General features: G+C 59.7%; 15 protein-coding genes and 2 pseudogenes. 6 read left to right on the top strand and 11 right to left on the bottom strand.

Features of this window, described 5'->3' with window-relative positions; translation table 11 throughout:
* Positions 1-4: 4 nt before the first annotated feature.
* From F6R97_RS12255 to F6R97_RS12245, 3 genes are read right to left on the bottom strand one after another with little or no spacing between them, the layout of a single operon-like run.
* A complete protein-coding gene (locus tag F6R97_RS12255) occupies positions 5-280 on the bottom strand; it encodes a phosphopantetheine-binding protein (RefSeq protein WP_038978634.1) in 276 nt (91 codons plus the stop codon).
* Positions 258-1,070, bottom strand: a complete 813-nt coding sequence (locus F6R97_RS12250; RefSeq protein ID WP_038978635.1) for a lysophospholipid acyltransferase family protein — start codon at positions 1,068-1,070, stop codon at positions 258-260. The genes F6R97_RS12255 and F6R97_RS12250 overlap by 23 nt, the downstream gene beginning before the upstream one ends.
* A complete protein-coding gene (locus F6R97_RS12245; protein ID WP_038978636.1) occupies positions 1,046-1,771 on the bottom strand; it encodes a beta-ketoacyl synthase chain length factor in 726 nt (241 codons plus the stop codon). Before F6R97_RS12245 ends, F6R97_RS12250 begins: the two co-directional genes overlap by 25 nt.
* A gap of 359 nt (positions 1,772-2,130) precedes the next feature.
* On the opposite strand from F6R97_RS12245, the gene F6R97_RS12240 reads away from it, so the two are divergent.
* Positions 2,131-2,901 (top strand): ParA family protein, encoded by a 771-nt coding sequence (locus F6R97_RS12240; RefSeq protein ID WP_038978637.1) that lies wholly within the window; start codon positions 2,131-2,133, stop codon positions 2,899-2,901.
* Between the two features lie 115 nt (positions 2,902-3,016).
* Here F6R97_RS12240 and trxC read toward each other — a convergent pair whose 3' ends face one another.
* From trxC to F6R97_RS29605, 6 genes and pseudogenes are all read right to left on the bottom strand, one after another.
* Complete coding sequence (gene trxC, locus F6R97_RS12235) at positions 3,017-3,451, bottom strand: thioredoxin TrxC (RefSeq protein ID WP_038978638.1); 435 nt, start codon at positions 3,449-3,451, stop codon at positions 3,017-3,019.
* 148 nt (positions 3,452-3,599) lie between these two features.
* Positions 3,600-5,063, bottom strand: coding sequence for a protein adenylyltransferase SelO (gene selO / locus F6R97_RS12230; protein WP_315866611.1), 1,464 nt, complete (start codon positions 5,061-5,063; stop codon positions 3,600-3,602).
* A 48-nt stretch (positions 5,064-5,111) separates the two neighbouring features.
* Positions 5,112-8,462 carry a mechanosensitive channel MscK gene (gene mscK / locus F6R97_RS12225; protein ID WP_315866610.1) on the bottom strand — a complete coding sequence of 1,117 codons (3,351 nt, stop codon included), beginning with the start codon at positions 8,460-8,462 and terminating at the stop codon, positions 5,112-5,114.
* 34 nt (positions 8,463-8,496) lie between these two features.
* Complete coding sequence (locus F6R97_RS12220) at positions 8,497-10,239, bottom strand: potassium/proton antiporter (protein WP_048396093.1); 1,743 nt, start codon at positions 10,237-10,239, stop codon at positions 8,497-8,499.
* A 222-nt stretch (positions 10,240-10,461) separates the two neighbouring features.
* The gene (locus F6R97_RS29610; protein WP_371922129.1) at positions 10,462-11,325 is read right to left on the bottom strand and encodes a methyl-accepting chemotaxis protein; all 864 of its coding nucleotides are present in this window, start codon (positions 11,323-11,325) and stop codon (positions 10,462-10,464) included.
* Positions 11,317-12,072 (bottom strand): annotated as a pseudogene (locus F6R97_RS29605) (MCP four helix bundle domain-containing protein); the annotation flags it as partial. The pseudogene F6R97_RS29605 and the gene F6R97_RS29610, both read right to left, overlap by 9 nt.
* Positions 12,073-12,362: 290 nt before the next feature.
* On the opposite strand from F6R97_RS29605, the gene F6R97_RS12210 reads away from it, so the two are divergent.
* The 4 genes and pseudogenes from F6R97_RS12210 (at position 12,363) to F6R97_RS29595 (ending at position 14,927) form a co-directional block, all read left to right on the top strand.
* Positions 12,363-12,593 carry a hypothetical protein gene (locus F6R97_RS12210; RefSeq protein ID WP_048396095.1) on the top strand — a complete coding sequence of 77 codons (231 nt, stop codon included), beginning with the start codon at positions 12,363-12,365 and terminating at the stop codon, positions 12,591-12,593.
* Positions 12,590-12,892: a cell division protein ZapA gene (locus F6R97_RS12205; protein WP_048396096.1), complete on the top strand. Its 303-nt coding sequence runs from the start codon at positions 12,590-12,592 to the stop codon at positions 12,890-12,892. Before F6R97_RS12210 ends, F6R97_RS12205 begins: the two co-directional genes overlap by 4 nt.
* Positions 12,893-12,992: 100 nt before the next feature.
* A pseudogene (locus F6R97_RS29600) lies at positions 12,993-14,060 on the top strand (cache domain-containing protein); the annotation flags it as partial.
* 21 nt (positions 14,061-14,081) lie between these two features.
* Entirely contained in the window at positions 14,082-14,927 is an 846-nt protein-coding gene (locus tag F6R97_RS29595; RefSeq protein ID WP_409999798.1) for a methyl-accepting chemotaxis protein, read from the top strand.
* A gap of 145 nt (positions 14,928-15,072) precedes the next feature.
* Here F6R97_RS29595 and F6R97_RS12195 read toward each other — a convergent pair whose 3' ends face one another.
* Positions 15,073-16,875 carry an acyl-CoA dehydrogenase gene (locus tag F6R97_RS12195; RefSeq protein ID WP_315866608.1) on the bottom strand — a complete coding sequence of 601 codons (1,803 nt, stop codon included), beginning with the start codon at positions 16,873-16,875 and terminating at the stop codon, positions 15,073-15,075.
* A gap of 257 nt (positions 16,876-17,132) precedes the next feature.
* Positions 17,133-21,086, bottom strand: a complete 3,954-nt coding sequence (putA, locus tag F6R97_RS12190; RefSeq protein WP_038978646.1) for a trifunctional transcriptional regulator/proline dehydrogenase/L-glutamate gamma-semialdehyde dehydrogenase — start codon at positions 21,084-21,086, stop codon at positions 17,133-17,135.
* A gap of 461 nt (positions 21,087-21,547) precedes the next feature.
* Between putA and putP the strand changes: the two genes are divergently transcribed.
* Positions 21,548-23,032: a sodium/proline symporter PutP gene (gene putP, locus F6R97_RS12185; protein WP_038978647.1), complete on the top strand. Its 1,485-nt coding sequence runs from the start codon at positions 21,548-21,550 to the stop codon at positions 23,030-23,032.
* Positions 23,033-23,234: the final 202 nt, after the last annotated feature.

Genomic DNA, 23,234 nt, shown 5'->3' with positions numbered 1-23,234 from the left:
GGTCTCAAGCTGCCTGTTTTGCAGTGACGAACGCCGCAAGGCTCGCCACGTTGGTGAAGTGATTACGGGTGTCCTTGGCGTCGGCATCGATTTTGATGCCGTACTTTTTCTGAATCGCCAAGCCGAGTTCCAGGGCATCTACCGAGTCCAGGCCCAGGCCTTCGCCGAACAGCGTTTGTTCATCGCCGATGTCGTCGACGCTGATGTCTTCGAGACCCAGCGCTTCGATGATCAATTCTTTGATTTCCAGCATCAGGCTATTGGGTTGTAGATCGCTCATCTTCGGCGAGCTCCTTGATAAAGTAAGAGTGCAAATAGTCATTGAGCTTGCGCGAGGCTTGAGGTGCAGCGCCCAGCGCGGCGAAGGTCTGTGGGTCTATATCGGCCCCGACACGAAAACTGAAGTGCACGCGGCGTTTGGGGATCCGATACCAGGGTTCGGCCTTGGTCAATGTGGTCGGGCTGACCTTGATGATCACCGGGGTGAGGATTCTCGCACCGCGCAGGGCGATTGCCGCGCCCCCCCGATGAAAGGCCGGCGGTTTACCGGGTTGGGTGCGGGTGCCCTCGGGGAAAATGATCAGGGTCTGACCGCTTTTCAGGGCCTCGGCAGCGGCGTCGAGCATGTCCATGCTGCCGTCGTTGCTGATGTAATCGGTGCGGCGTAGCGGGCCGCGGGTGAACGGGTTTTCCCAGAGGCTTTTCTTGACCACACAGTTGGAGTGGCCCACCAGGCCGATCAAAAACACCACATCGATCAACGAGGGGTGATTGGCGACGATCATCTGGCCTGGCCGTCCGAGTTTGTCCGCCCCTTGAATGTCATAGGTCAGCACGCCAGTGCGAGCCATGAATCGAATGAAAAACCAGAAACACCCGCTGACGGTCTGTCGTGCCCGCTGACGATGGGCCTGGGCGTCTCCCGGCAGGCAGCTCAACAGCGGAAACACCACCAGTCGCAGGCAAAGCCCGCCCAACCCGAACAGGGTGAAGCTTGCGGCAGTGGCCAGCAGGCGCCAGTAATAGGCGTCGCGGTTTTTATCGGTTACGGGTTGCGTTGCCAGGTCCATACACGATTTTTCCAGGCATGTTGGCAGGAAGTCTGCTGGCCGAGCAGGGTACGCAACAGATTCAGGGCATGGGGCCAGTGGGCTTTGGACAACGCTTGCGAGGTGCTGTTCAGCGACAGCTGCCACTCATTGCCGGGCGTAATCAGCAGGCCGACTGCATAAGGGAATGGCACGTCGTCGATCCAGGCCGAGTAGGCCGCGGGCGGTTGTTCTTCGGTCACCACCAGCAGTACCGCGGGCGCCCCTTCCTCAAGCAGCGCCGCCGCCTCTAGCATGCCGTGTTCAAGGCCATCACCGGCCGCAGCGAGGGCGGTCATTTCGCTGGTTTCGCCGCGCATGATCGACCACAGACCGATGACCGCGTTGTGCACCGACAAGCTGAACTGGGTGGGCGACAACGGTTGGTCAGTCGCCAGATCGCTGAGAATTTCGAAAGTGCGCGGGGTTTCGCCGTGGCGGGAAATAAAGACCAACGGCAGGTCCTGGCGTCCATCAGCCAACGGCCAGCCAACGCTGAATGCCATCCGGGCCAGACGGCTGAGTCGCCGACGCTGCATGGCCGGCAGAAACGACACATCGGGGGCGGCATCGCTGGGCTCGAGCACGACCGGTTGTCGGCTCCAGGCCTGCCAATCGTCCACGCTTTCAAGCCCAGGGGCCCATGCGCGCCATTGGGCGATGTTGAAATTGATCACAGACATTCATCCCGCCCCTGCGGGCTTCCTTTGACGCGGTGAGTCGCAAAAAAGCGCGGCTGACCTTACGTGGCGCTTAACGCCGAGTGGTGCGCATTATCCCGGTGCGGCGGGCGTGTAGCAAATGCTGGTTACATTGTGCGCAACGAAATGTACCGTCTGGTTCGCGGCAAAAGCTGTCGTTTGGCCATTATCCACGTTGCGGCGGACATGTCTGTCAGCTCTATCGGCTGTCGATGGAAGAGTTGGCGGCTTTTTCCACCGGATATTTACCAATGACTGTGTAGTCCCGATGCCAGCGAGGTAGCTAAGCAGCGCCATGGACTACTACACTCGGTCATTCTTTGATACACGGAGGTTTTGACATGCGGCGCGTGGTGTTCAATCAGAAAGGTGGCGTGGGCAAATCAAGCATTGCCTGTAATCTGGCGGCGGTCAGCGCCAGCGAAGGCTATCGCACGCTGTTGGTGGATCTCGATGCTCAGGCCAACTCCACTCAATACCTGACGGGACTCACCGGTGATGATATCCCGATGGGGATCGCTGACTTCTTCAAGCAGACGCTGTCCTCCGGGCCGTTCTCGAAGAAAAATCAGGTCGATATCTACGAAACCCCATTCGACAACCTTCACGTCGTTACCGCCACCGCCGAGCTGGCCGACTTGCAGCCCAAGCTTGAGGCCAAGCACAAGATCAACAAGCTGCGAAAATTGCTCGAGGAACTCGACGGCGATTACGACCGAATCTACCTCGATACGCCGCCAGCGTTGAATTTCTATGCCGTCTCGGCCTTGATCGCCGCTGATCGTGTGCTGATTCCCTTCGACTGCGACAGTTTCTCGCGTCAGGCGCTGTATGGCCTGTTGGCGGAAATCGAAGAATTGAAGGAGGACCACAACGAAGGGCTGGAAGTTGAAGGCATTGTCGTCAACCAGTTCCAGGCCCGCGCCAGTTTGCCCCAGCAAATCCTCGACGAACTGATCGCCGAAGGGCTACCGGTGTTGCCGGTGTACCTGGCCAGCTCGGTGCGCATGCGCGAATCCCATCAGGCCAACACGCCGCTGATCCACCTCGACCCGCGGCACAAACTGACCCAGCAGTTCGTTGACCTGCACAACCTGCTGGAAAATCCCTGAAAAGCCCCTGTAGGAGCGAGGCTTGCCCGCGAAGGCGTCGTGTCAGGCAACAATGATTTCGAATGTGCCGGCCTCTTCGCGGGCAAGCCTCGCTCCTACAGTTTCGCGGTGGTTTTCAGATCCCCTGACTGCGCAACCAGCTCATCAACTGCGGTAACGGGAAGGCCCCGCTCTGGCGAGCCACTTCCCGGCCGTTCTTGAACAGAATCAAGCTCGGGATCGAGCGAATCCCCAACTGCGCCGACAGCTGCTGATTCGCCTCGCTGTCCAGCTTGGCCAGCCGACACTTGCCCGCCAATTGCCCTGCCGCCTGCTCGAACACCGGCGCAAACGACTTGCACGGCCCACACCAGTCCGCCCACACATCCACCAGCAACGGCAGGTTGCCCTTGATTTGACTGGCGTAATCGCCTTGTTTCAATTCGAACGGCTTGTTGAGCAGGACCTCGGCCTTGCATCGACCGCATTTGGGATGGTCGTTGAGGCGCTCGGCGGGGATGCGGTTCAGGCCGTTGCAGTGGGGGCAGGGGATGAGGAGTGGGTCAGGCATGATCGGGCTCCGGATGAGTAGGCAATCTATGGCACTGATCTGGAGTCGGAAATGATGTTTATCAAGCGCGGCGATAACCTTCCTTGGTTAGAGAGACACCTTACGAGTGCTGGTGTCTCCGACTGATTGAATTCAGCGTTGTTCAGCCTCACGACGAACAACTGATCTCCAGATGCTTGCCCCACTCCGGTGGCCGCTCGGCGTAGCTCTCCATCCCCGGCTGCTCCTCGAACGGATTGCTCAGTACCGCGTGCAAACGACGAACTTCCGCATAGTCGCCACTTTCCGCTGCATCGATGGCTTTCTGCGCCAGATAGTTACGCAGGATGTACAGCGGGTTGACCGCATGCATTCGTTTGCGGCGCTGTTCCTGGTCAACCACGCCTTCACGGGCAACCCGGGCGATGTAGAGCTCGCCCCATGCATCGAAGCCCTTGATGTCGACGAAGTCATCGCGCAAACGGGCGACGGCCAGTTCGGGTGACTCATCGCCGAGGCGGCGGAAGAACAGGCTGTAGTCGACGCCGCTGTTCTGCATCAGTTGCAGCAGGTGCTCCAGCAGTTTCTGGTCGTCGTCTTCGGCAGTGGTGAGGCCGAGGCGGCGGCGCATCAGGTCCAGGTAGTGGGCCTGGAACAGCGGCAGGTACAGGCCGAGGGTTTCGCGCAGGGCTTCGACGCTGATGAACGGCGTCAGGGCCTGGGCGAGGGCGCTGAGGTTCCACTGGCCGATTGGCACCTGATTGCTGAAGGAGTAGCGGCCTTGGTCATCGGAGTGGTTGCAGATGAAGTGGGCGTCGAAGTCGTCGAGGAAGGCGAACGGGCCGAAGTCGAAGGTGATGCCCAGGATCGACATGTTGTCGGTGTTCATCACACCGTGGCAGAACCCATAAGCCTGCCATTTGGCGATCAACTCGGCATTGCGCTCGACGATTTCGCGGAACATCGCCAGGTACGGTTCCGGCTGTTCCAGGCAATGCGGGAAATGCATGGCCAGCACGTGCTCGCCGAGTTCTTTCTGTTGTTCGGGGCGCTTGGTGTAGTAGAAGAATTCGAAATGTCCGAAGCGCACATGGCTTGGCGAGAGGCGCAGGACCATGGCCGCGCGTTCCTGTTTCTCGCGCCAGACCGGCGTTTCGGAGCCGATCACGCACAGAGCGCGAGTGGTGGGGATGTTCAGGGCATGCAGGGCTTCGGAGGCGAGAAATTCGCGGATCGATGAACGCAGTACCGCCCGTCCATCGCCCATGCGTGAGTAAGGCGTCTGACCGGCGCCCTTGAGGTGCAGGTCCCAATGCTCGCCCGCTTCGTTATAGACCTCGCCCAGTAACAGGCCGCGACCGTCGCCCAACTGCGGGTTGTAAGAACCGAACTGATGCCCGGAATAGACCATCGCCCGCGGCTCGGCCTCGGCCCAGAGCTTGTGGCCACCGAACAGCTCGGCGAACACCGGTTTCTCGGCCTCCGTCGGGTCCAGGTCCAGCAGCGCCATGGCGGCGGGGCTGGCGACCACCAGTCGCGGAGCAGCGATGGGCTCGGGCAGCACATGGGTTGAGAACGCGTCGCCCAGGCGGGCGAAGCGATTGTCGAAGGTCAGTTCGTCGAGGGCTTTCAACGGCCATCTCCAGCAGAATGTCCGAGCATTCTGCTAGGGATAGAGCGGTTAGTCGAGTTCGACAGGCGGCGGCTCTCGCCGCGGATTGCCGTCGGGCAGCGGCACGATGGTTTTGGTTTCCGGCTCAACCGGCACCATCTTGTATTCCTGGCCGTGAAGGTTCTTGAGGTAGACCTCCATCTGTCGGAACGAGATGTTGATCTTCTGCTTCTTGAACTCGCGATTGATGAAGCGGTTGACCTCGTCGAGTACCGGGTTACGGTCGCCGAGGTCGCGCACATGCATGCGCAATTCGTGGTCGAGGGTGCTTTCGCCGAAGTTCAGGAAGTACACGTGGGGTTCCGGGTCCTTCAGCACACGCGGGTTATCCCGGGCAGCTTTGAGCAGCAGCTCTTTCACCAGGTCCAGGTCCGAGCCGTAGTCGACGCCGAGCTTGAGGGTCACCCGGGTGATGGTGTCGGTCAGGGACCAGTTGATCAGTTGCCCGGTGATGAATGTCTTGTTCGGGACAATGATGTCCTTGCGGTCGAAGTCGGTGATGGTCGTGGCGCGGATGCGGATCTTGCTCACCGTGCCTGACAGGTTGCCGATGGTGATGGTGTCGCCGATCCGCACCGGGCGTTCGAACAGGATCATGATGCCGGAGATGAAGTTGGCGAAAATCTCCTGCATCCCGAAACCGAGACCGACCGACAGCGCCGCCACCAGCCATTGCAACTTGTCCCAGCTCACGCCGAGCGTGGACAGTGTCGAGACGAAACCGATGCCGGCGATCACATAGGACAGCAGCGTGGTCGTGGCGTAGGCACTGCCCTGCGCCAGGTTCAGCTTCGACAGCACAAACACTTCCAGTAAGCCCGGCAGGTTGCGCGCCAGCGCAAAGGTGATGCCGATGATAATCAACGCGCCGAGCATGTCGCCGATGCTGATCGGCACCATGCTCATGTTGGCGCCGGTGCCGCTGGTGTATTCGTAGAGGGTGATGTTGTCCAGGTACGAGAACACTGAAATCAGGTCCGACCAGACCCAATACAGCGCCGCGATGAAACCGCCGAGCAGGGCCAGGCGGATCAGTCGCAGGGACTGCTCGTTGACCTTCTCGATGTCCAGGGTCGGCTCTTCGATCACCGCTTCGCCATCGCCTGCTTCTTTGGCAGCCTGGCGTTTGGCAAGCGCGCGTTGATAGGCCAGGCGCCGTGCCGCAACACTGAGGCCGCGCACGAAGGTCGCTTCGATCACCAGCCAGAACATCAGCAGGTAAAGCGTGTTGATCAATCGGTCGCTGAGTTTCAGCGCGGTGTAGTAGTAGCCAAAGCACACGGCGACGAACAACGCGATCGGCAGGGCGGTGAACAGAACCCCCACGGCCTTGCGGAACAGTGAAGCGTTCTGGTGAGTCGGGCTGCTAACCAGCAGGCGGCTGAGTAGCCAGGCCATCAAGGCGTAGCAGGTCAGCACCACCGGCATGCCGAGCACGTCATCGGCCAGTATCGCTGGTTGCAACTCGGCGACCGCTACCACCGCCACCAAAGCCATCACTACCAGGCCGAGTCTGCGTATCCAGCCTTGAAGGAATTCGACCTGAGGTTTTTCCCAGCGGAAATGCAATTCGGCCACGCCGCCCGGCGCGAGGATGCGGTAGGCGGTGTAGAACACCAGCCAGGCTTGGGCCATTTGCAGCAGCGCCGCGCCCATATTGGCGTTCTGCCCGCGGGCGTCGATTTGCAACGCCAGGCCGCACAAGGCCAAACCCAGGGCGACGGGCATCGCCAGCAGGATGTTGATCAGAATCGCTTGCGGTGTGTGCCACTGGCTGTCGCGCTTGAAGTGGCCGATGTCCAGGTGAACTTTATTCAGGCGGGCATAGAGATTTTTACGGCGCCACAGCAGCGCTCCGATCAGAAAGGCCAGCGGCAGAAACAGCAGCGGCCGCTGCGTCAGGCCATCGGTCAGTTCGCTCAGGCTTGAGGCCCACGGCAGGGTGGTGACCTGACGCTCCAGGCGCTCCGGCACGCCGCGCATCCACTCAAGATCCAGCGGCTTGTTGCTGGGAATCCAGAACATTTGCTCGTCCAGCGTAGCCCTTAGACTTTGCGCAGTGCTGAGCAATTGCTTCTGGTTGAGTTGCAGCGTGATGGATTCGTTGAGCACTGCGCTCAGCTCGCGATTCAAACGCTCCAGTAAGTCCGCGCGGGTGGTGGCCAGTTCCAGCAGGCTCTTGCGCAGTTGCGGGGTGACTTGCTCAGGCGGTTGAGTTGCCAGCAGGTTATCGACATAGGTTGTCGGATTGCTGAGCAGTTCCCGTTGCTGGCTGACTTCGAACTGATACAGGCGAATGTCGGCGATCTGGTCAGCCAGGTCGCGGTCGAGCTGGAGGCGCGGCAGGGCCTGTTTCTGTTTGTACAGAATTTTGGAGAGCAGCAGGCTGCCCTTCAGCACGTTGATCTGTTCGTCCAGCGCCGAGTCGCTCTGGGTCACGCTGTCCAGTTGCTGTTTGGTCTGCAGGTTCTGTTGGGTGACTTCGTTGAGGCGGTCGGTGCTTTTGAGCAGGTAGTCGGAGAGCTTCAGGTTGGCCGCGCTTTCGGTGGCCAGCAGGGTGCTGCCGCCAGCCTTCTGCGCTTCGATGGACTGCTGGGTCACCGTTTCTTGCGACTGGGCCAGGCGTTTCTGGTTGATCAGGTTTTGCAGCTCCTGGATTTCCCGCTCCAGGCGATCGGATTTTTCCGACAGCAGATCATGCTGGCTGTTGCCCAGATCCTGCAGCTGACTGTTGCCGGCCAGTTCCTGTCGACGCAACGGGATCAGCGCATTCAATGCCGCGAGCTCTGCGTTGAGCTGGTCGCGCTGTTCAGCGCTCAACGTCTTGCCGTTGTCTTTGCCGATTTTAAGAATGTTATTGATTTGTTGAATGCGCGTCTGGCTGGCGGAAATTTCCGCTTGCGCACGCTCGGGACGAGTCTGGGCGGTAATCACCAGACTGTTGGCCTCGGCCAGTGCTTTCTGCAGATCGCTTTGCTGCGTCGAGCGTTCGGTCAAAAGCTGCTCAAGCTGCTGAATGGACTCTTTGGTATAGCGCTGCGCCACCGGCACCACATTGGTGGCCTTGAGTCGGGTCAATTCGCGCTGGTTCTCGATGTTCTGCTTCGGTGCGCTAGCGAGCTGCTGTTTGAGATCAGCCAGTTTTTGCTCGTAATCACGCTTGTTGGTGAGTTGCGTCAACGTGCTTTGCAAAATGCTCTGCAGGGCTTTCTGATCGGCTTCCGGCAGTTTGCGGTCGGCGATCTTGTTCAGGCTCGCCTGCACGGCTTCGCTGGACGGCGGTTCGGCGGCTTGCAGCGTGCTGATGGAAAGACTCAAGCCCAGCAGGGCCATGATGAAAAAGGTGCGCAGAGTTGACATAAAGACCGATCGAAAACGAGACGAAGTGTGAAGTTTAGAGGAACAAGCCGGGACCCGGGCGACTTCCTTCGGGGAATCTGACGCCTACCTTACCAATCTTGTTCCCTTCCATGACAGCAACGGTCCAAAGGGTGTTGTTCCATTCCACCTGGTCACCCACTACGGGTGCACCGCCCACTTTCTGGGCAATGAAGTGGCCCAGGGACATGTTCGGATCGATGCCTTCGACTTTCAACCCGTACAGGGCAGCAACCGCGCCCAGCTGGGCGTCTCCTTCGAGTACGAAGTCGCCGAAGAAGCGCAAATCCAGCCCTCGTTGCGGGGCCTGACTGAAGAGTTTTCCGAGGGCCGGAAGGTTATGTTCATGGCCGATTACGCAGAGCAAATCATCGACTTCAAGCACCGTACTACCCGACGGATGGAGCAGTTGTTGGCCACGAAACAGGGCCGCGATACGGGTGCCTTCGGGCATTTTCAGCTCGCGAAGAGGGGATCCAATGCACCATTTCTCGGCACCGAGGCGATACACGAACAGCTCCCACTCGCTGGTGACATGCACTTCCAGCGCCGATCGGGAAATCGGCAAGGGCTCTGGTGGGACGGTCACTTTCAAAAGCTTGGCAACCCAAGGCAGGCTTGTGCCTTGCACCAGCAGCGACACCAGCACGATAAAGAACGCCAGATTGAAGTAGAGCTGAGCATTGGGAAGCCCGGCCATCAGCGGGAACACCGCCAGAATGATCGGTACGGCGCCGCGCAGGCCAACCCAGGAAATGAAGGCCTTTTCGCGGCCATGGAACGCCTTGAACGGCAACAGGCCGACCAGCACTGATAGCGGGCGAGCAAACAGAATCATCCACAGCGCCAGGCCCAGCGCCGGCAAAGCAATCGGCAACAGGTCATGGGGCGTAACCAACAGCCCCAGCACCAGGAACATGCCGATCTGGGCCAGCCAGGCCATGCCGTCGAGCATATGCAGAATGCCATGGCGACTGCGGACCGGGCGGTTGCCGATCACCAGGCCGCACAGATACACCGCCAAAAAGCCACTGCCGTGCAGGGCGTTGGTCAGGGCAAACAAGACCAACCCGCCAGCAATCATCAGAATCGGATAAAGGCCGGTGGCCAGGTTGATACGGTTGACCAGTTGCAGCAGTAGCCAACCACCGCTGAGGCCGATCACACCACCGATGCCGAACTCGCGCACCAAATGCACCAGCAGATTCCAGTGCAGGCCGGTTTCGCCGCTGGCGAGCATGTCGATCAGGGTCACGGTGAGGAACACCGCCATCGGGTCGTTGCTGCCGGATTCGATCTCAAGGGTCGCGCTCACCCGTTCGTTCAGGCCTTTGCCGCCCAGCAGCGAGAACACGGCCGCGGCGTCGGTGGAGCCAACGATGGCGCCGATCAACAGGCCCTGGATCATGTTCAAGTCGAACAACCACGCCGCCGCCATCCCGGTCAGCCCGGTAGTGATCAACACCCCCACCGTGGCCAGCGATAGCGCCGGCCATAACGCCACGCGGAAACTCGCCACCCGGGTGCGCAAGCCGCCGTCGAGCAGGATCACTGCCAGGGCGAGGTTGCCGACCAGATAAGCCGTTGGGTAGTTATCGAAAATAATGCCGGCGCCGTCGACACCGGCCGCCATGCCCACCGCGAGGATGATCACCAGAATCGGGATACCGAGGCGCGATGAAAGTGAGCTCACCAGAATGCTCGCACCTACCAGCAACGCGCCGATCAAGAACAGGCTGTTGATGGTCGTCGCATTCAAAGGCAGTACTCCAGAAAGCTAAAGGCGGGCACAAACTGACCATGCAGTCTGCGTGCCAGCGATTCTAACCTGTTGAAATGTGATGCTGTCAAAAAGCTTTTTCAGATCAAAAGATCGCAGCCTCGTTTCACTCGACAGCTCCTACAAAGGATCTGCGTAAACCTGTAGGAGCTGTCGAGTGAAACGAGGCTGCGATCTTTTCGGCAGTGATGCGATCTTCGGTTACAGGCTAAACCGCCCAACCATGTTGTTCAGGTCCAGCGCCAGGCGCGACAGCTCGTTGCTGGCCGCGCTCGTCTGGTTGGCACCGGTAGCCGATTGCACCGACAGGTCACGAATGTTCACCAGGTTGCGGTCCACTTCGCGGGCAACCTGTGCCTGCTCTTCGGCCGCGCTGGCGATCACCAGGTTGCGTTCGTTGATTTCGACGATGGCGCTATTAATAGTGTCCAGCGACATGCCTGCACCGCGAGCGATATTCAAGGTCGACTCAGCGCGCTCGGTGCTGTTGCGCATCGAATCCACGGCGTGTTCGGTGCCGCTCTGGATGCTGCCGATCATGCGTTCGATTTCGCTGGTCGACTGCTGGGTACGATGGGCCAGGGCACGCACTTCGTCTGCGACCACCGCAAAACCACGACCGGCCTCACCGGCACGGGCAGCTTCGATGGCTGCGTTCAACGCCAACAGGTTGGTCTGGTCAGCCAGGCCGCGAATAACGTCCAGCACTTTGCCGATGTCTCGCGACTCGTTGGCCAGATCGCCGATCAGGGTGGCGGTGCTCTGTACGTCGGCGCTCATGCGCTCGATGGCACTCACGGTTTCCTGTACCAGGTCACGACCGTCACCCGCCGAAGTGGTGGCGTTTTTCGAGGCTTCGGAGGTGCTCACGGCGTTGCGGGCGACTTCCTCCACGGCGCTGGTCATTTCATTGACCGCCGTGGCGGCTTGTTCGATTTCGTTGTTCTGTTGAGTCAGGCCGCGAGCGCTTTCGTCGGTGACGCTGTTGAGCTCTTCCGCGGCGGAGGCCAGTTGCGTGGCCGAACCGGAAATCCGTTGCAGGGTGTCGCGCAGTTTGTCCTGCATCTTCGCCATCGCGGCCAGCAGGCGACCGGCTTCGTCTTCACCATCGACCATGATCGGGCGTGTCAGGTTGCCTTCAGCAATTTCTTCGGCGGCGCTCAGGGCGTTGGCAATTGGCTTGGTGATGCTATTAGTCAGCAGCCAGGCGAACAGCAGAGTCAGGCCGGTGGCGATGACCAGCAGGGTCACCGTCAGGTTGAAGGCTGATGAGTACTCCTCGGCAGCTTGCTGGTTGGTGTCGAGGGTCTGCTGAGTGTTGATTTCCAGCAAACGGTTCAGCACGACGTTGATCGCTTCAGAGTTAGTCAGCAAATCGGTATTGAGCAGCGTGCGCAGTTCGTCGACCTGATTGTTGCGTGACAGGCTCTTCATCCGGTCTTCGATCTGGCGATACTGCCCCAGCAACTGCACATACTGATCATAGGCCGCACGTTCCTGCGGGCTGGCGATCAGTTTTTCGTAGACGGTTTGAGCTGCTCGGATCTGTTGGTTACGGGTTTCCAGCAGGTCCATGGTTTTCTGCTGGACGTCCGGCTCGCGGTTCACCAACAGACGGTAAGACAGGACGCGCAGGCGCAGGGTTAGCTGAGTGAACTCGTCGAGGCTTTTAATGCTCGGTACGCTATTCGAGGTGATTTCCTCCGCAGCGCCGCGAATCTTGCTCATCTGATTCAGCGCGAACACCCCCAGAACCAGCATCAAGCTGCCAATCAAGGCAAAACCGAGGAACGCCCGCGGTGCGATATTCATATTTCGTAAAGACATGGTGTTCACCGAAAAAAGCGCATCCGTGCGGGGCTGAGACTGCTGTATGCATGACTTATCGGTCATACGACTAAAGTCTTGAGGCGCTGCGCGCTTTTGTCGCAGAAGGGCCGCGGCGACGAAGTGCAGGAACCAGAACCGCCAATCACAGTCTTTAAAACTCGCGAGGAAGGTCGCCCGCCAGGAAAATCAAGGCCTTGCGCCTGCATAACCCTGGCATCTGTGGTGACTTTTCTTTATCGTACGCGCCCTTTGAAAATGCCCGGAAAATCAAAATGTTGGAAGCATCCCTAAGCCAATTGGAACAACTGGTCAGCGACCTGGTGCAGCAGAATCAGACCCTGCTGGGCACCAATCAATCCCTGAGTGCAGAACTGGCCCAGGTCAAGGATGAAAACGAAAGCCTGCAACTGAGCCTGATGGAACAGGAAGAGAAACAAGGCGCCACCGCCGCACGTATTCAGGCCTTGGTTGAGCGCGTCAACGCCGGCCCTGTCAGCGCATGAGTTACGGCGCCGCAGGGGTAAAAGTCGTCTCGATTCTGGGGGAGGACTATTCGATCAAGGCGCCGGCCGGGGAAGAGCAGACCCTGCTGGACGCCGCATTAATGTTGAAGGCCGCCCTGGCCGAGACCAAAAAGAAATACCCGACGCTGATCGGTGACCGCTTGCTCGTGCTGGCGGCGATGAATCTGTGCTCGCAGCAGATCGAAATGCAAAAGCGCCATCAGGAGGAACTCAACCGTTACCAAGAGCAAGTCAGCGCCACGGTTGAAGTGATCGCCAAGACAATCAATCAAGCCTGATCAGCTTTGCGCACAACCAAAGAATAAATTGTCGCTTTAGTTGTATACAATCGGCACGGCTGTTGCAGTGTTTCAGCCTCTTATTCTTTGGGGGTGCTCCATGCAGTTCTGGCGACGCAGTATTCAATGGCAGTTGATCCTGAGCATGGGCACCGCCCTGCTGGTCAGTATTCTGATCGTGGTTGGCGTTTATACCCTCGTGGTCAATCGCCTTGCCCAGCGCTATCTGGTCGAACAAGCGCTGCCGTCGAGCATCGAAGCGATGCGCAACGATATAGAACGAATCCTCGTTCAACCCCTCACCGCCGCCAAGGACATCGCCAGTAACAGCATGGTGCGTGACTGGTTGGCCGCAGGTGAAAACAGTGCCCAGACCGCTGGCTTCGTCAACTATCTGGAAGGCATCCGCGCCGAGCACAAAGCCTTTACCGCGATTATTATTGGCACCGCGTCCAACCATTACTTCACTGAAAAAGGCCTGGACCGGACCCTCAGTCGCTCCAATCCAAAGGACGCCTGGTTCTATGCTTTCCTCGACAGCAACCAGCCGCGCACCCTCAATATCGACAATGACACCGCCACCGGCGAATTGGCGCTGTTCATCGACTTCAAGGTCGAGCAGGCCGGCAAAGTCGTGGGCGTCGCTGGCCTCGGGCTGAGCATGAAAGAGCTGTCGGAGCTGATCCACAATTTCAACTTCGGTGAGCGCGGCAAGGTCTATCTCGTGCGTTCCGACGGTTTGATCCAGGTTCATCCCGAGGCGCAATTCAGCGGCAAACGCACGCTGGTCGAACAGGTCGGCGCCCCGGCGGCGCAAGCGGTCATGGGGCAAAGAGGCGCTACAAGCAGTTTTGCGCGCGATGGCGAAGATTTTCTGGCGTTGAGTCTGCCACTGCGTGATCTCGGCTGGACCCTGGTGGCCGAAGTGCCACAGTCGCAGATCTACGCCGAAGCCCGTCGCGCGATGTGGATGAGCAGCGCCATCGGTCTGGCGGTGGCGCTGGTTTGCCTTTTGCTGGTGGTGTTGCTGGTCCGAGGTTTGGTGCGGCCGATTCGACAGGTAACAACGGCCTTGGTAGCCATTGGTAGCGGTGGTGGAGATTTGACCCACAGGTTAGATTCCAGCCGTGCCGACGAGCTCGGTGATCTGGCTCGCGGTTTCAATCGTTTCCTGGAAAGTCAGCGCGACATGATCGGCGAAGTCCTGGCCACCAGTGAGCGTTTGCGCACGGCGGTCGGCCAGGTGGCGCGGGTGGTGGACAACACGGCCGAACGCGCGGGCCGTCAGCAGGAAATGACTGACATGGTCGCCACCGCCGTCCACGAGATGGGTCTGACCGTGCAGGAAATCGCTCAGAACGCCGGCAACGCGGCCGTCGCTTCGCAAACCGCGCGGGATGAAGCACTGCAGGCGCGGGAGGTGGTGGGCGGGTCGATTCGGCATATTGAGAGCATGTCCGACGAGATTGGCATCGCCGCCGGTGCGGTGGGCGAGTTGGCCCATCAGGTGGCATCCATCGATCAGGTGTTGGCGGTGATTCGCGGCATTTCCGAGCAGACCAATTTGCTCGCGCTCAACGCGGCCATCGAAGCGGCGCGGGCCGGGGACATGGGGCGCGGGTTTGCGGTGGTGGCTGATGAAGTGCGGACCCTGGCGCGACGAACTCAATCGTCCACCGACGAGATCCAGCAGATGATCGGCAGCCTCAAGCAGGGCGCGGAGAATGCGGTGTCTTCCATGCACGCCGGGCAAGCGGCGACTGGCACGGGTGTTGAGTCGAGTCAGCGCACCGGGGCGTCGCTGACGGCGATTACCGGGCAGGTCGAGCGCATCAGCGACATGAACCATCAGGTGGCCACGGCGACGGAAGAGCAGTCGGCGGTGACGGAAGAGATTAACCGGAACGTGCAGGGGATTTCTGATTTGGCTCGAGCGACGGCGGGGGAAGTCAGGGCTTGTCGGGAAGACTGTCAGATGTTGCAGCGGTTGGCGGATGATTTGGCGCGGCAAATGGGTGGGTTTCGGTTGAGCTGACATCGCGTTGATTGTATCGACGCCATCGCGGGCAAGCCCGCTCCCACAGGATTTGGGTGTTGAACACATTATCTGTGAACAACAGAGATCCCTGTGGGAGCGGGCTTGCCCGCGATTGGATTTCAGCTCCGCCACAGGGTTCTAATCAGAACCACTCATCCCGCATCGTCAGGCACGTATCATCCCGCGCCTCAAGAATCGCCAGTTCATGATGGCAGCCCGGCACTTCCCACGTCAGGAAATATCGCGCTGCCTGCAGCTTGCCTTTATAGAAGCTCACATCTGCCGCATTCCCTTTGGCTAACCCTTCCTCAGCACGAATCGCCTGTTCCAGCCAACGCCAACCAATCACCGTGTGCCCGAACACTTTCAGATACAGCGCCGAGTTCGCCAGGCTGCTGTTGACCTTGCCCTGAGCCAGGTCGGTCAGCAGCCCGATGGTCACGGTTTGCAGGCGCGCCACCAGTTTCTCCAGCGGTTCACGCAGCGGCGTCAATGATTCATGCGCCTGCGCTCGCTCGGCGGTGTTGGCGATCAGGCGGATCAGTTGCTTGAGCCCCGCGCCTCCGTTCTGCGCCAGTTTGCGCCCCAGCAAGTCCAGCGACTGAATGCCGTGAGTCCCTTCGTGAATCGGGTTCAGGCGGTTGTCGCGGTAGTACTGCTCCACCGGGTACTCACGGGTATAACCGTGGCCACCGAGAATCTGGATCGCCAGTTCGTTAGCCTTCAAGCAAAACTCCGACGGCCAGGATTTGACGATCGGTGTCAGTAAATCCAGCAGCTCATGGGCCTGTTTACGCTCGGCTTCGTTCTCAAGGGTCGTGGTGTCGTCGAACAGTCGCGCCGCATACAAACCGAGGTCGAACGCGCCTTCTACATAAGCCTTCTGGGCCAGCAGCATGCGTTTGACGTCGGCATGCTGAATGATCGCCACCGGTGCGGTGCTCGGATCCTTGCTATCCGGCACTCGACCTTGCGGCCGCTCGCGGGCGTATTCCAGGGAATACAGGTAACCGGCATAACCCAGCATCACCGCGCCCATGCCGACGCCGATTCGCGCCTCGTTCATCATCTGGAACATGTAGCTCAAACCGTGGTGCGGCTTGCCCACCAGATAGCCGACACACTCGCCGTTGTCGCCGAAATTCAGCGCGGTGGACGTGGTGCCGCGCCAGCCCATCTTGTGGAATAAGCCGGCTAACAGCACATCGTTGCGCTTGCCCAGGCTGCCGTCATCGTTGACCAAAAACTTGGGCACGATAAACAGAGAAATGCCCTTCACCCCGGCCGGTGCGTCCGGCAGTTTGGCCAGCACCATGTGCACGATGTTTTCCGACAGCGGGTGATCGCCGCCGGAGATGAAGATCTTGTTGCCCTTGAGTCGATAGGTGCCATCGGACGCGGGCTCCGCGCGCGTACGAATATCCGACAGCGACGAGCCGGCATGCGGCTCGGTGAGGGCCATGGTGCCAAAGAAGCGGCCGTCGATCATCGGTTGCAGGAAGCGCTGCTTCTGCTCATCGGTGCCGAAGCTTTCAATCAGGTTCGCTGCGCCCATGGTCAGGAACGGGTAAGAGGTCGACGCCGCGTTGGCCGACTGAAAGTGCGCAAAGCAAGCTTGCGACAGCAGCGTAGGAAGTTGCATGCCGCCGGCATCGAAACTGCGCGCGGCGTTGAGGAAACCGGCTTCGAGGAAGGCATCCACCGCCGGTTTCACTTCCGGAATCAGAATCGCCTGACCGTCCTCATAGCGCGGTTCGTTCTCGTCGCCCTTGCGGTTGTGCGGGGCGAAGAACTTCTCGGCGATGCTGCGGGCGGTGCCGATAGCCGCATCGAAGGTCTCGCGATTGTGCTCGGCGAACCGCTCACGCTGGGTCAGGCCCTCGGCATCAAGGACTTCATACAGCTCGAAAGCCAGATTGCGGGAACTGAGCAACGTCTCGGACATGGCGGCCTACCTGAAATTGGGTTGGGTCGAGTCTAGGCGTGCTGATAAGGGCTGAACAGGATGATTGATAAGCGTGATGTTGGAGCCGCGCAGCAACTTTGCAAACACCACAAACCACTGTGGGAGCGGGCTTGCCCGCGATGGCGGCAGGTCAATCAACATTGATGGTGACTGACGCATCGCTATCGCGGGCAAGCCCGCTCCCACAGGGATTTTTGCTGAACCAGGCACCTTTGCAGGTGCCCGGCTTATCGGTGTTAACCGATCGTCATCAAACTGGCGTTACCACCCGCCGCAGCGGTGTTAACGCTCAACGCACGCTCAATCACCAAACGCTCCAGCGCAATGTTGGTCTCTCCCTGCGACAAACCATGAACCCCGACAATCGCACCTGCACGCTTGGCCACTTGCTGGCAGACCGCACGCAACTGGTCGGAATGGCCGTGATGCAGAACCGCATCAATCACCACTTCGTCCTTGGTCCAGTCGGCAACCCGCTTGATCCGCGCCTGGATTTCTTTCGGCAGGCGTGCGAACAGTGCCTTGCCCGGTTCAGCGTCCGGCCATACCGCCGAGCCGCCCACGGCCAATACCGCAGCCAGTTGGGTCAGCAAATCGCCTTCGACTTCCGCCAGGCACAGCACGTGTTCGCGCGGCAGGATGGCGTAGCTGTTGCGCTCGCCGGTCGGGCCAGCCAGTACGCGAGTGATCCCGCTCTGCGATTGCGCCGCGAACTGTACGCACAGGGTGCTCAAGTCAGCGAACTTGTTGCTGTCGGCCCAGGCTTTCAGCGCGGTCAGCGGTTTGCTTATGGCATCACGCAGACGGACGTCCGGTGCGGCGATAGCGTCGCCGCGAGCGAAGGATTGTTCGATCGCATCGGTAGGACGTGTCGACAGCAAGCGGTACAGGTACAGCGGACCACCGGCTTTCGGGCCAGTGCCCGACAGGCCTTCGCCGCCGAACGGTTGCACGCCGACTACGGCGCCGACGATGTTGCGGTTCACATAGACGTTACCGGCGTTGACGTTGTCGATCACCTTGGCGATGGTCTCGTCGATGCGGGTGTGTACGCCCAGGGTCAGGCCATAGCCGGACGCGTTGATCTGGCCGATCAGTTGATCGATCTCTTTGCGCTTGTAGCGAACCACGTGCAGAACCGGACCGAAGATCTCCCGTTGCAGTTCGTCGAAGCTTTCCAGTTCGATCAGGGTCGGCATCACGAAGGTGCCGCGTTTGACTTCCTCGCTGTTGGCAATGGCCACCTGGTACACGTTGCGACCTTTGTCGCGCATGGCCTGGATGTGCTTCTCGATGCCGGCCTTGGCTTCGGCGTCGATCACCGGGCCGATGTCCACGGACAGGCGCTCGGGGTTGCCGAGACGGCATTCCGCCATGGCACCTTTAAGCATTTCGATGACGCGGTCAGCGGAATCTTCCTGCAGGCACAACACTCGCAGTGCCGAGCAACGTTGGCCGGCGCTGTCGAAGGCCGACGACACCACGTCGATCACTACTTGTTCGGTCAGTGCCGAAGAGTCGACGATCATCGCGTTCTGGCCGCCGGTTTCGGCGATCAGCGGAATCGGACGACCCTGAGCATCCAGACGACCGGCGATGTTGCGTTGCAGCAAGCGAGCGACTTCGGTAGAACCGGTAAACATCACGCCTTTGACGCGATCGTCGCCGACCAGACCGGCGCCGACGGTTTCGCCACGGCCCGGCAGCAGTTGCAGCACGCCTTCAGGAATCCCGGCCTCGATCAGCAAACGCACGGCTTGAGCGGCCACCAGCGGGGTTTGTTCCGCGGGTTTGGCCAGTACCGGGTTACCGGCGGCCAGGGCAGCAGCGACCTGACCACTGAAGATGGCCAGCGGGAAGTTCCACGGGCTGATGCAGACCACTGGACCCAATGGGCGGTGGGCATCGTTGGTGAAATCGTTGCGCGCCTGCACCGCGTAATAACGCAGGAAGTCCACGGCTTCACGCACTTCGGCGATGGCGTTGGCGAAGGTCTTGCCGGCTTCGCGAGCCAACAGGCCCATCAACGGCTGAATCTCGCCTTCCATCAAATCGGCGGCACGTTCCAGAATCGCGGCGCGCTCGGCGGGCGGGGTGGCCTGCCAGATCGGTGCCGCTTTCAGGGCGCACTGAATGGCGTTGTCGACGTCTTCGACGGTGGCTTCCTGCACATGGCCAACCACGTCACGCAGATCGGACGGGTTCAGGACGGGCGCAGGGGGTTCAGTGCTGGACGCGCAACCGAGCATCGGCGCCGCTTTCCAGTTGTTGTGAGCGGTGGCCAGCAGGGCGCACGACAGGGAAGCCAAACGATGTTCGTTGGCCATGTCGATGCCGCTGGAGTTGGCGCGCTCGGCACCATAAAGATCACGCGGCAGCGGAATACGCGGGTGCGGCAGACCGAAGCCACCTTCCAGCGTCGCCATCTGCTCGATGCTGGCCACTGGATCGGCCACCAGCTCCTGAATCGAAATAGACTGGTCGGCGATGCGGTTGACGAACGAAGTGTTCGCGCCGTTTTCCAGCAGGCGACGCACCAGGTACGCCAACAATGTTTCGTGGGTGCCAACCGGTGCGTACACGCGGCACGGACGGTTCAGCTTGCCTTCGGAAACTTTGCCTACAACCTGTTCGTACAGCGGTTCACCCATGCCGTGCAGGCACTGGAACTCGTACTGACCGGGGTAATAGTTCTGACCAGCGATGTGGTAAATGGCTGACAAGGTGTGGGCGTTGTGCGTGGCGAACTGCGGATAAATGACTTCCGGCACCGACAGCAACTTGCGGGCGCAGGCGATGTAGGAAACGTCGGTGTACACCTTGCGGGTGTAGACCGGGTAGCCTTCCAGGCCTTCGACCTGGGCGCGCTTGATTTCGCTGTCCCAGTATGCGCCTTTCACCAGGCGGATCATCAGGCGATGACGGCTGCGGCGAGCCAGGTCGATCACGTAGTCGATCACGTACGGGCAACGCTTCTGGTACGCCTGGATCACGAAGCCGATGCCGTTCCAGCCGGTCAGTTGCGGCTCGAAGCACAGGCGCTCCAGCAGATCCAGCGACAGCTCGAGGCGGTCGGCTTCTTCGGCGTCGATGTTCAGGCCGATGTCGTATTGCTTGGCCAGCAGGGTCAGCGACAGCAGGCGCGGGTACAGCTCTTCCATCACGCGCTCGTACTGGGCACGGCTGTAACGCGGGTGCAAGGCGGACAGCTTGATCGAAATGCCCGGGCCTTCATAAATCCCACGTCCGTGGGAGGCTTTGCCGATTGAGTGGATGGCTTGTTCGTACGAGGCCAGGTACTTCTGGGCGTCGTGCTCGGTGAGTGCAGCTTCACCCAGCATGTCGTAGGAATAGCGGAAGCCCTTGGCTTCGAACTTGCTGGCGTTGGCCAGGGCTTCGGCGATGGTTTCGCCGGTGACGAACTGCTCGCCCATCAGGCGCATGGCCATGTCGACGCCCTTGCGGATCATCGGCTCGCCGCTCTTGCCGATGATGCGGCTCAGCGACGAAGTCAGGCCGGCTTCGTTGTGGGTGGCGACCAGTTTGCCGGTCAGCAGCAAGCCCCAAGTGGCAGCGTTGACGAACAGCGACGGGCTGTTGCCCAAGTGCGGCTGCCAGTTGCCGGTGCTGATTTTGTCGCGAATCAGTGCGTCACGAGTCCCTTTGTCCGGGATGCGCAGCAGCGCTTCGGCGAGGCACATCAGTGCTACGCCTTCCTGGGACGACAGAGAAAATTCCTGCAACAGACCCTGAACAATCCCGGCACGGCCGCCGGCGCTTTTTTGATTGCGCAGTTTCTCGGCAATCGAGGCGGCGAGCTTGTTGGTGGCTTCGGCCATCGTGGCCGGCAGGCGCGCCTGCTCGATCAGCATCGGCACCACTTCAGGTTCCGGGCGACGGTAGGCGGCAGTGATAGAAGCGCGCAGCACCGATTGCGGCAGGATGCTTTCAGCGAATTCCAGGAAGCACTGATGTGCGTGATCAACGTGGATCTCGCCCGCTTCGTCAACTTCCTTGCCGTTCAAACCGTTCAGCTCGGACAGGGTTGCACCACCCTCGAGTTTTTCCAGGTAATTGAAAATTGCCTGCTTGATCAGCCAGTGCGGTGTGCGATCAATCGAGGTCGCGGCGGCCTTGAGGCGTTCGCGGGTCGGGTCGTCAAGTTTGACCCCAAGGGTGGTGGTAGCCATATTTTTATCCTCATGTTTGCCACGACCGCGTGGCATCAGCTGGCGGCAAGATTAGCTGTGCGTCGGTCGAGGTGCAACCGGGTGCAACCCTTTTTTTGTCGGAATAATAAGCAGCTCGTCAGGAAATTAATTCTGGTACATCCCTCCTGCGCCTGCTTGGTGCTTTTACTTCTAGCGCAACTCGGAAAACGCCCTAAAAAGGAGCAAAAACCGACCCTTTTCAGGAAAATCCGACTAGGTGCAACTTATTCGTACGAAACTGGTTGCACCTTATTTGCTTTGTTGAATAGCATTCGCGGCCAAGGTGCAACCGGTCAAAAAGATCGGTGTGCCGGCTGATGGCTTTCCTGGGGAAACATCAGTCATAAATGCGCGGTATCCGGAATCGTCTGTCAAACGTCGTCGTTTGCGAGCGGTTCACCAGCCGCCGTTACATAAAAACAATGCCAGGGCGTAACTCAATGAGCGTAAGCAATCCAACCCTGATCACGTTCGTGATCTACATCGCAGCAATGGTGCTGATCGGCTTCATGGCCTATCGCTCCACCAACAACCTTTCTGACTACATTCTGGGCGGTCGTAGCCTGGGCAGCGTCGTGACCGCACTCTCCGCGGGCGCTTCCGACATGAGCGGCTGGTTGTTGATGGGCCTGCCAGGTGCTATCTACATGTCCGGTCTTTCCGAAAGCTGGATCGCCATCGGCCTGATCATCGGTGCTTACCTGAACTGGCTGTTCGTCGCCGGCCGTCTGCGCGTGCAGACCGAGCACAACGGCGATGCACTGACCCTCCCGGATTACTTCTCCAGCCGTTTTGAAGATAAAAGCGGCCTGCTGCGGATCATCTCCGCGGTCGTGATCCTGGTGTTCTTCACCATCTACTGCGCTTCCGGCATCGTGGCCGGCGCCCGTCTGTTCGAAAGCACCTTCGGCATGTCCTACGAGACAGCGCTGTGGGCCGGTGCTGCGGCGACGATTGCCTACACCTTCGTCGGTGGTTTCCTGGCAGTGAGCTGGACCGACACCGTACAAGCTACGCTGATGATCTTCGCCCTGCTGCTGACGCCGATCATCGTGCTGCTGGCGACCGGCGGCGTCGACACCACGTTCCTGGCCATCGAAGCTAAAGACGCCAGCAACTTCGACATGCTGAAAAACACCACTTTCATCGGCATCATCTCGCTGATGGGCTGGGGCCTGGGCTACTTCGGCCAGCCGCACATCCTGGCGCGTTTCATGGCGGCGGATTCGGTCAAGTCGATCGCCAACGCTCGTCGCATCTCCATGACCTGGATGATCCTGTGCCTGGGCGGCACCGTCGCTGTAGGTTTCTTTGGTATCGCTTACTTCTCGGCGCACCCTGAAGTGGCCGGTCCTGTGACCGAAAACCACGAACGTGTGTTCATCGAACTGGCCAAAATCCTGTTCAACCCATGGGTTGCCGGTGTGTTGCTGTCGGCCATTCTGGCTGCGGTAATGAGTACCCTGAGCTGCCAGCTGCTGGTGTGCTCGAGCGCCCTGACCGAAGACTTCTACAAAACCTTCCTGCGTAAAACCGCTTCCCAGATGGAACTGGTCTGGGTTGGTCGTGCCATGGTTCTGCTGGTTGCCCTGATTGCCATCGCTCTGGCGGCTAACCCGGAAAACCGTGTACTGGGTCTGGTCAGCTACGCTTGGGCTGGTTTCGGTGCCGCTTTCGGTCCGGTCGTCCTGATCTCCGTGATCTGGAAAGACATGACCCGCAACGGCGCACTGGCCGGCATCCTGGTCGGCGCGATCACCGTGATCGTCTGGAAACACTTCGAACTGCTGGGCTTGTACGAAATCATCCCTGGTTTCATCTTCGCCAGCCTGGCGATCTACTTCGTCAGCAAAATGGGCGCACCGACCGCCGGCATGCTTCAGCGCTTTGCCGCGGCCGAGAAGGATTTCCGCCTGAACAAGTGATGGGGATGAGCTGATGCTCTGATCTTTTGCTGAACATGAAAAACGGTCTGCTTCCTTTTGGGGGCGGGCCGTTTTTTTTGTTTTGGGGAAAGGTTTGGTGTCAGTACTGACGCCTTCGCGGGCAAGCCTCGCTCCTACAGGATTTGTGTTCGCCGCAGAACTGTAGGAGCGAGGCTTGCCCGCGAAGAGGCCATCCGCAGCA

Origin of the sequence: Pseudomonas sp. JV414, from assembly GCF_032424305.1 — a bacterium.
GTDB classification, from domain to species: Bacteria; Pseudomonadota; Gammaproteobacteria; order Pseudomonadales; family Pseudomonadaceae; genus Aquipseudomonas; species Aquipseudomonas lini.
The sequence above is the reverse complement of the archived record's forward strand: the minus strand, read 5'-3'. Positions and strand labels throughout refer to the sequence as shown.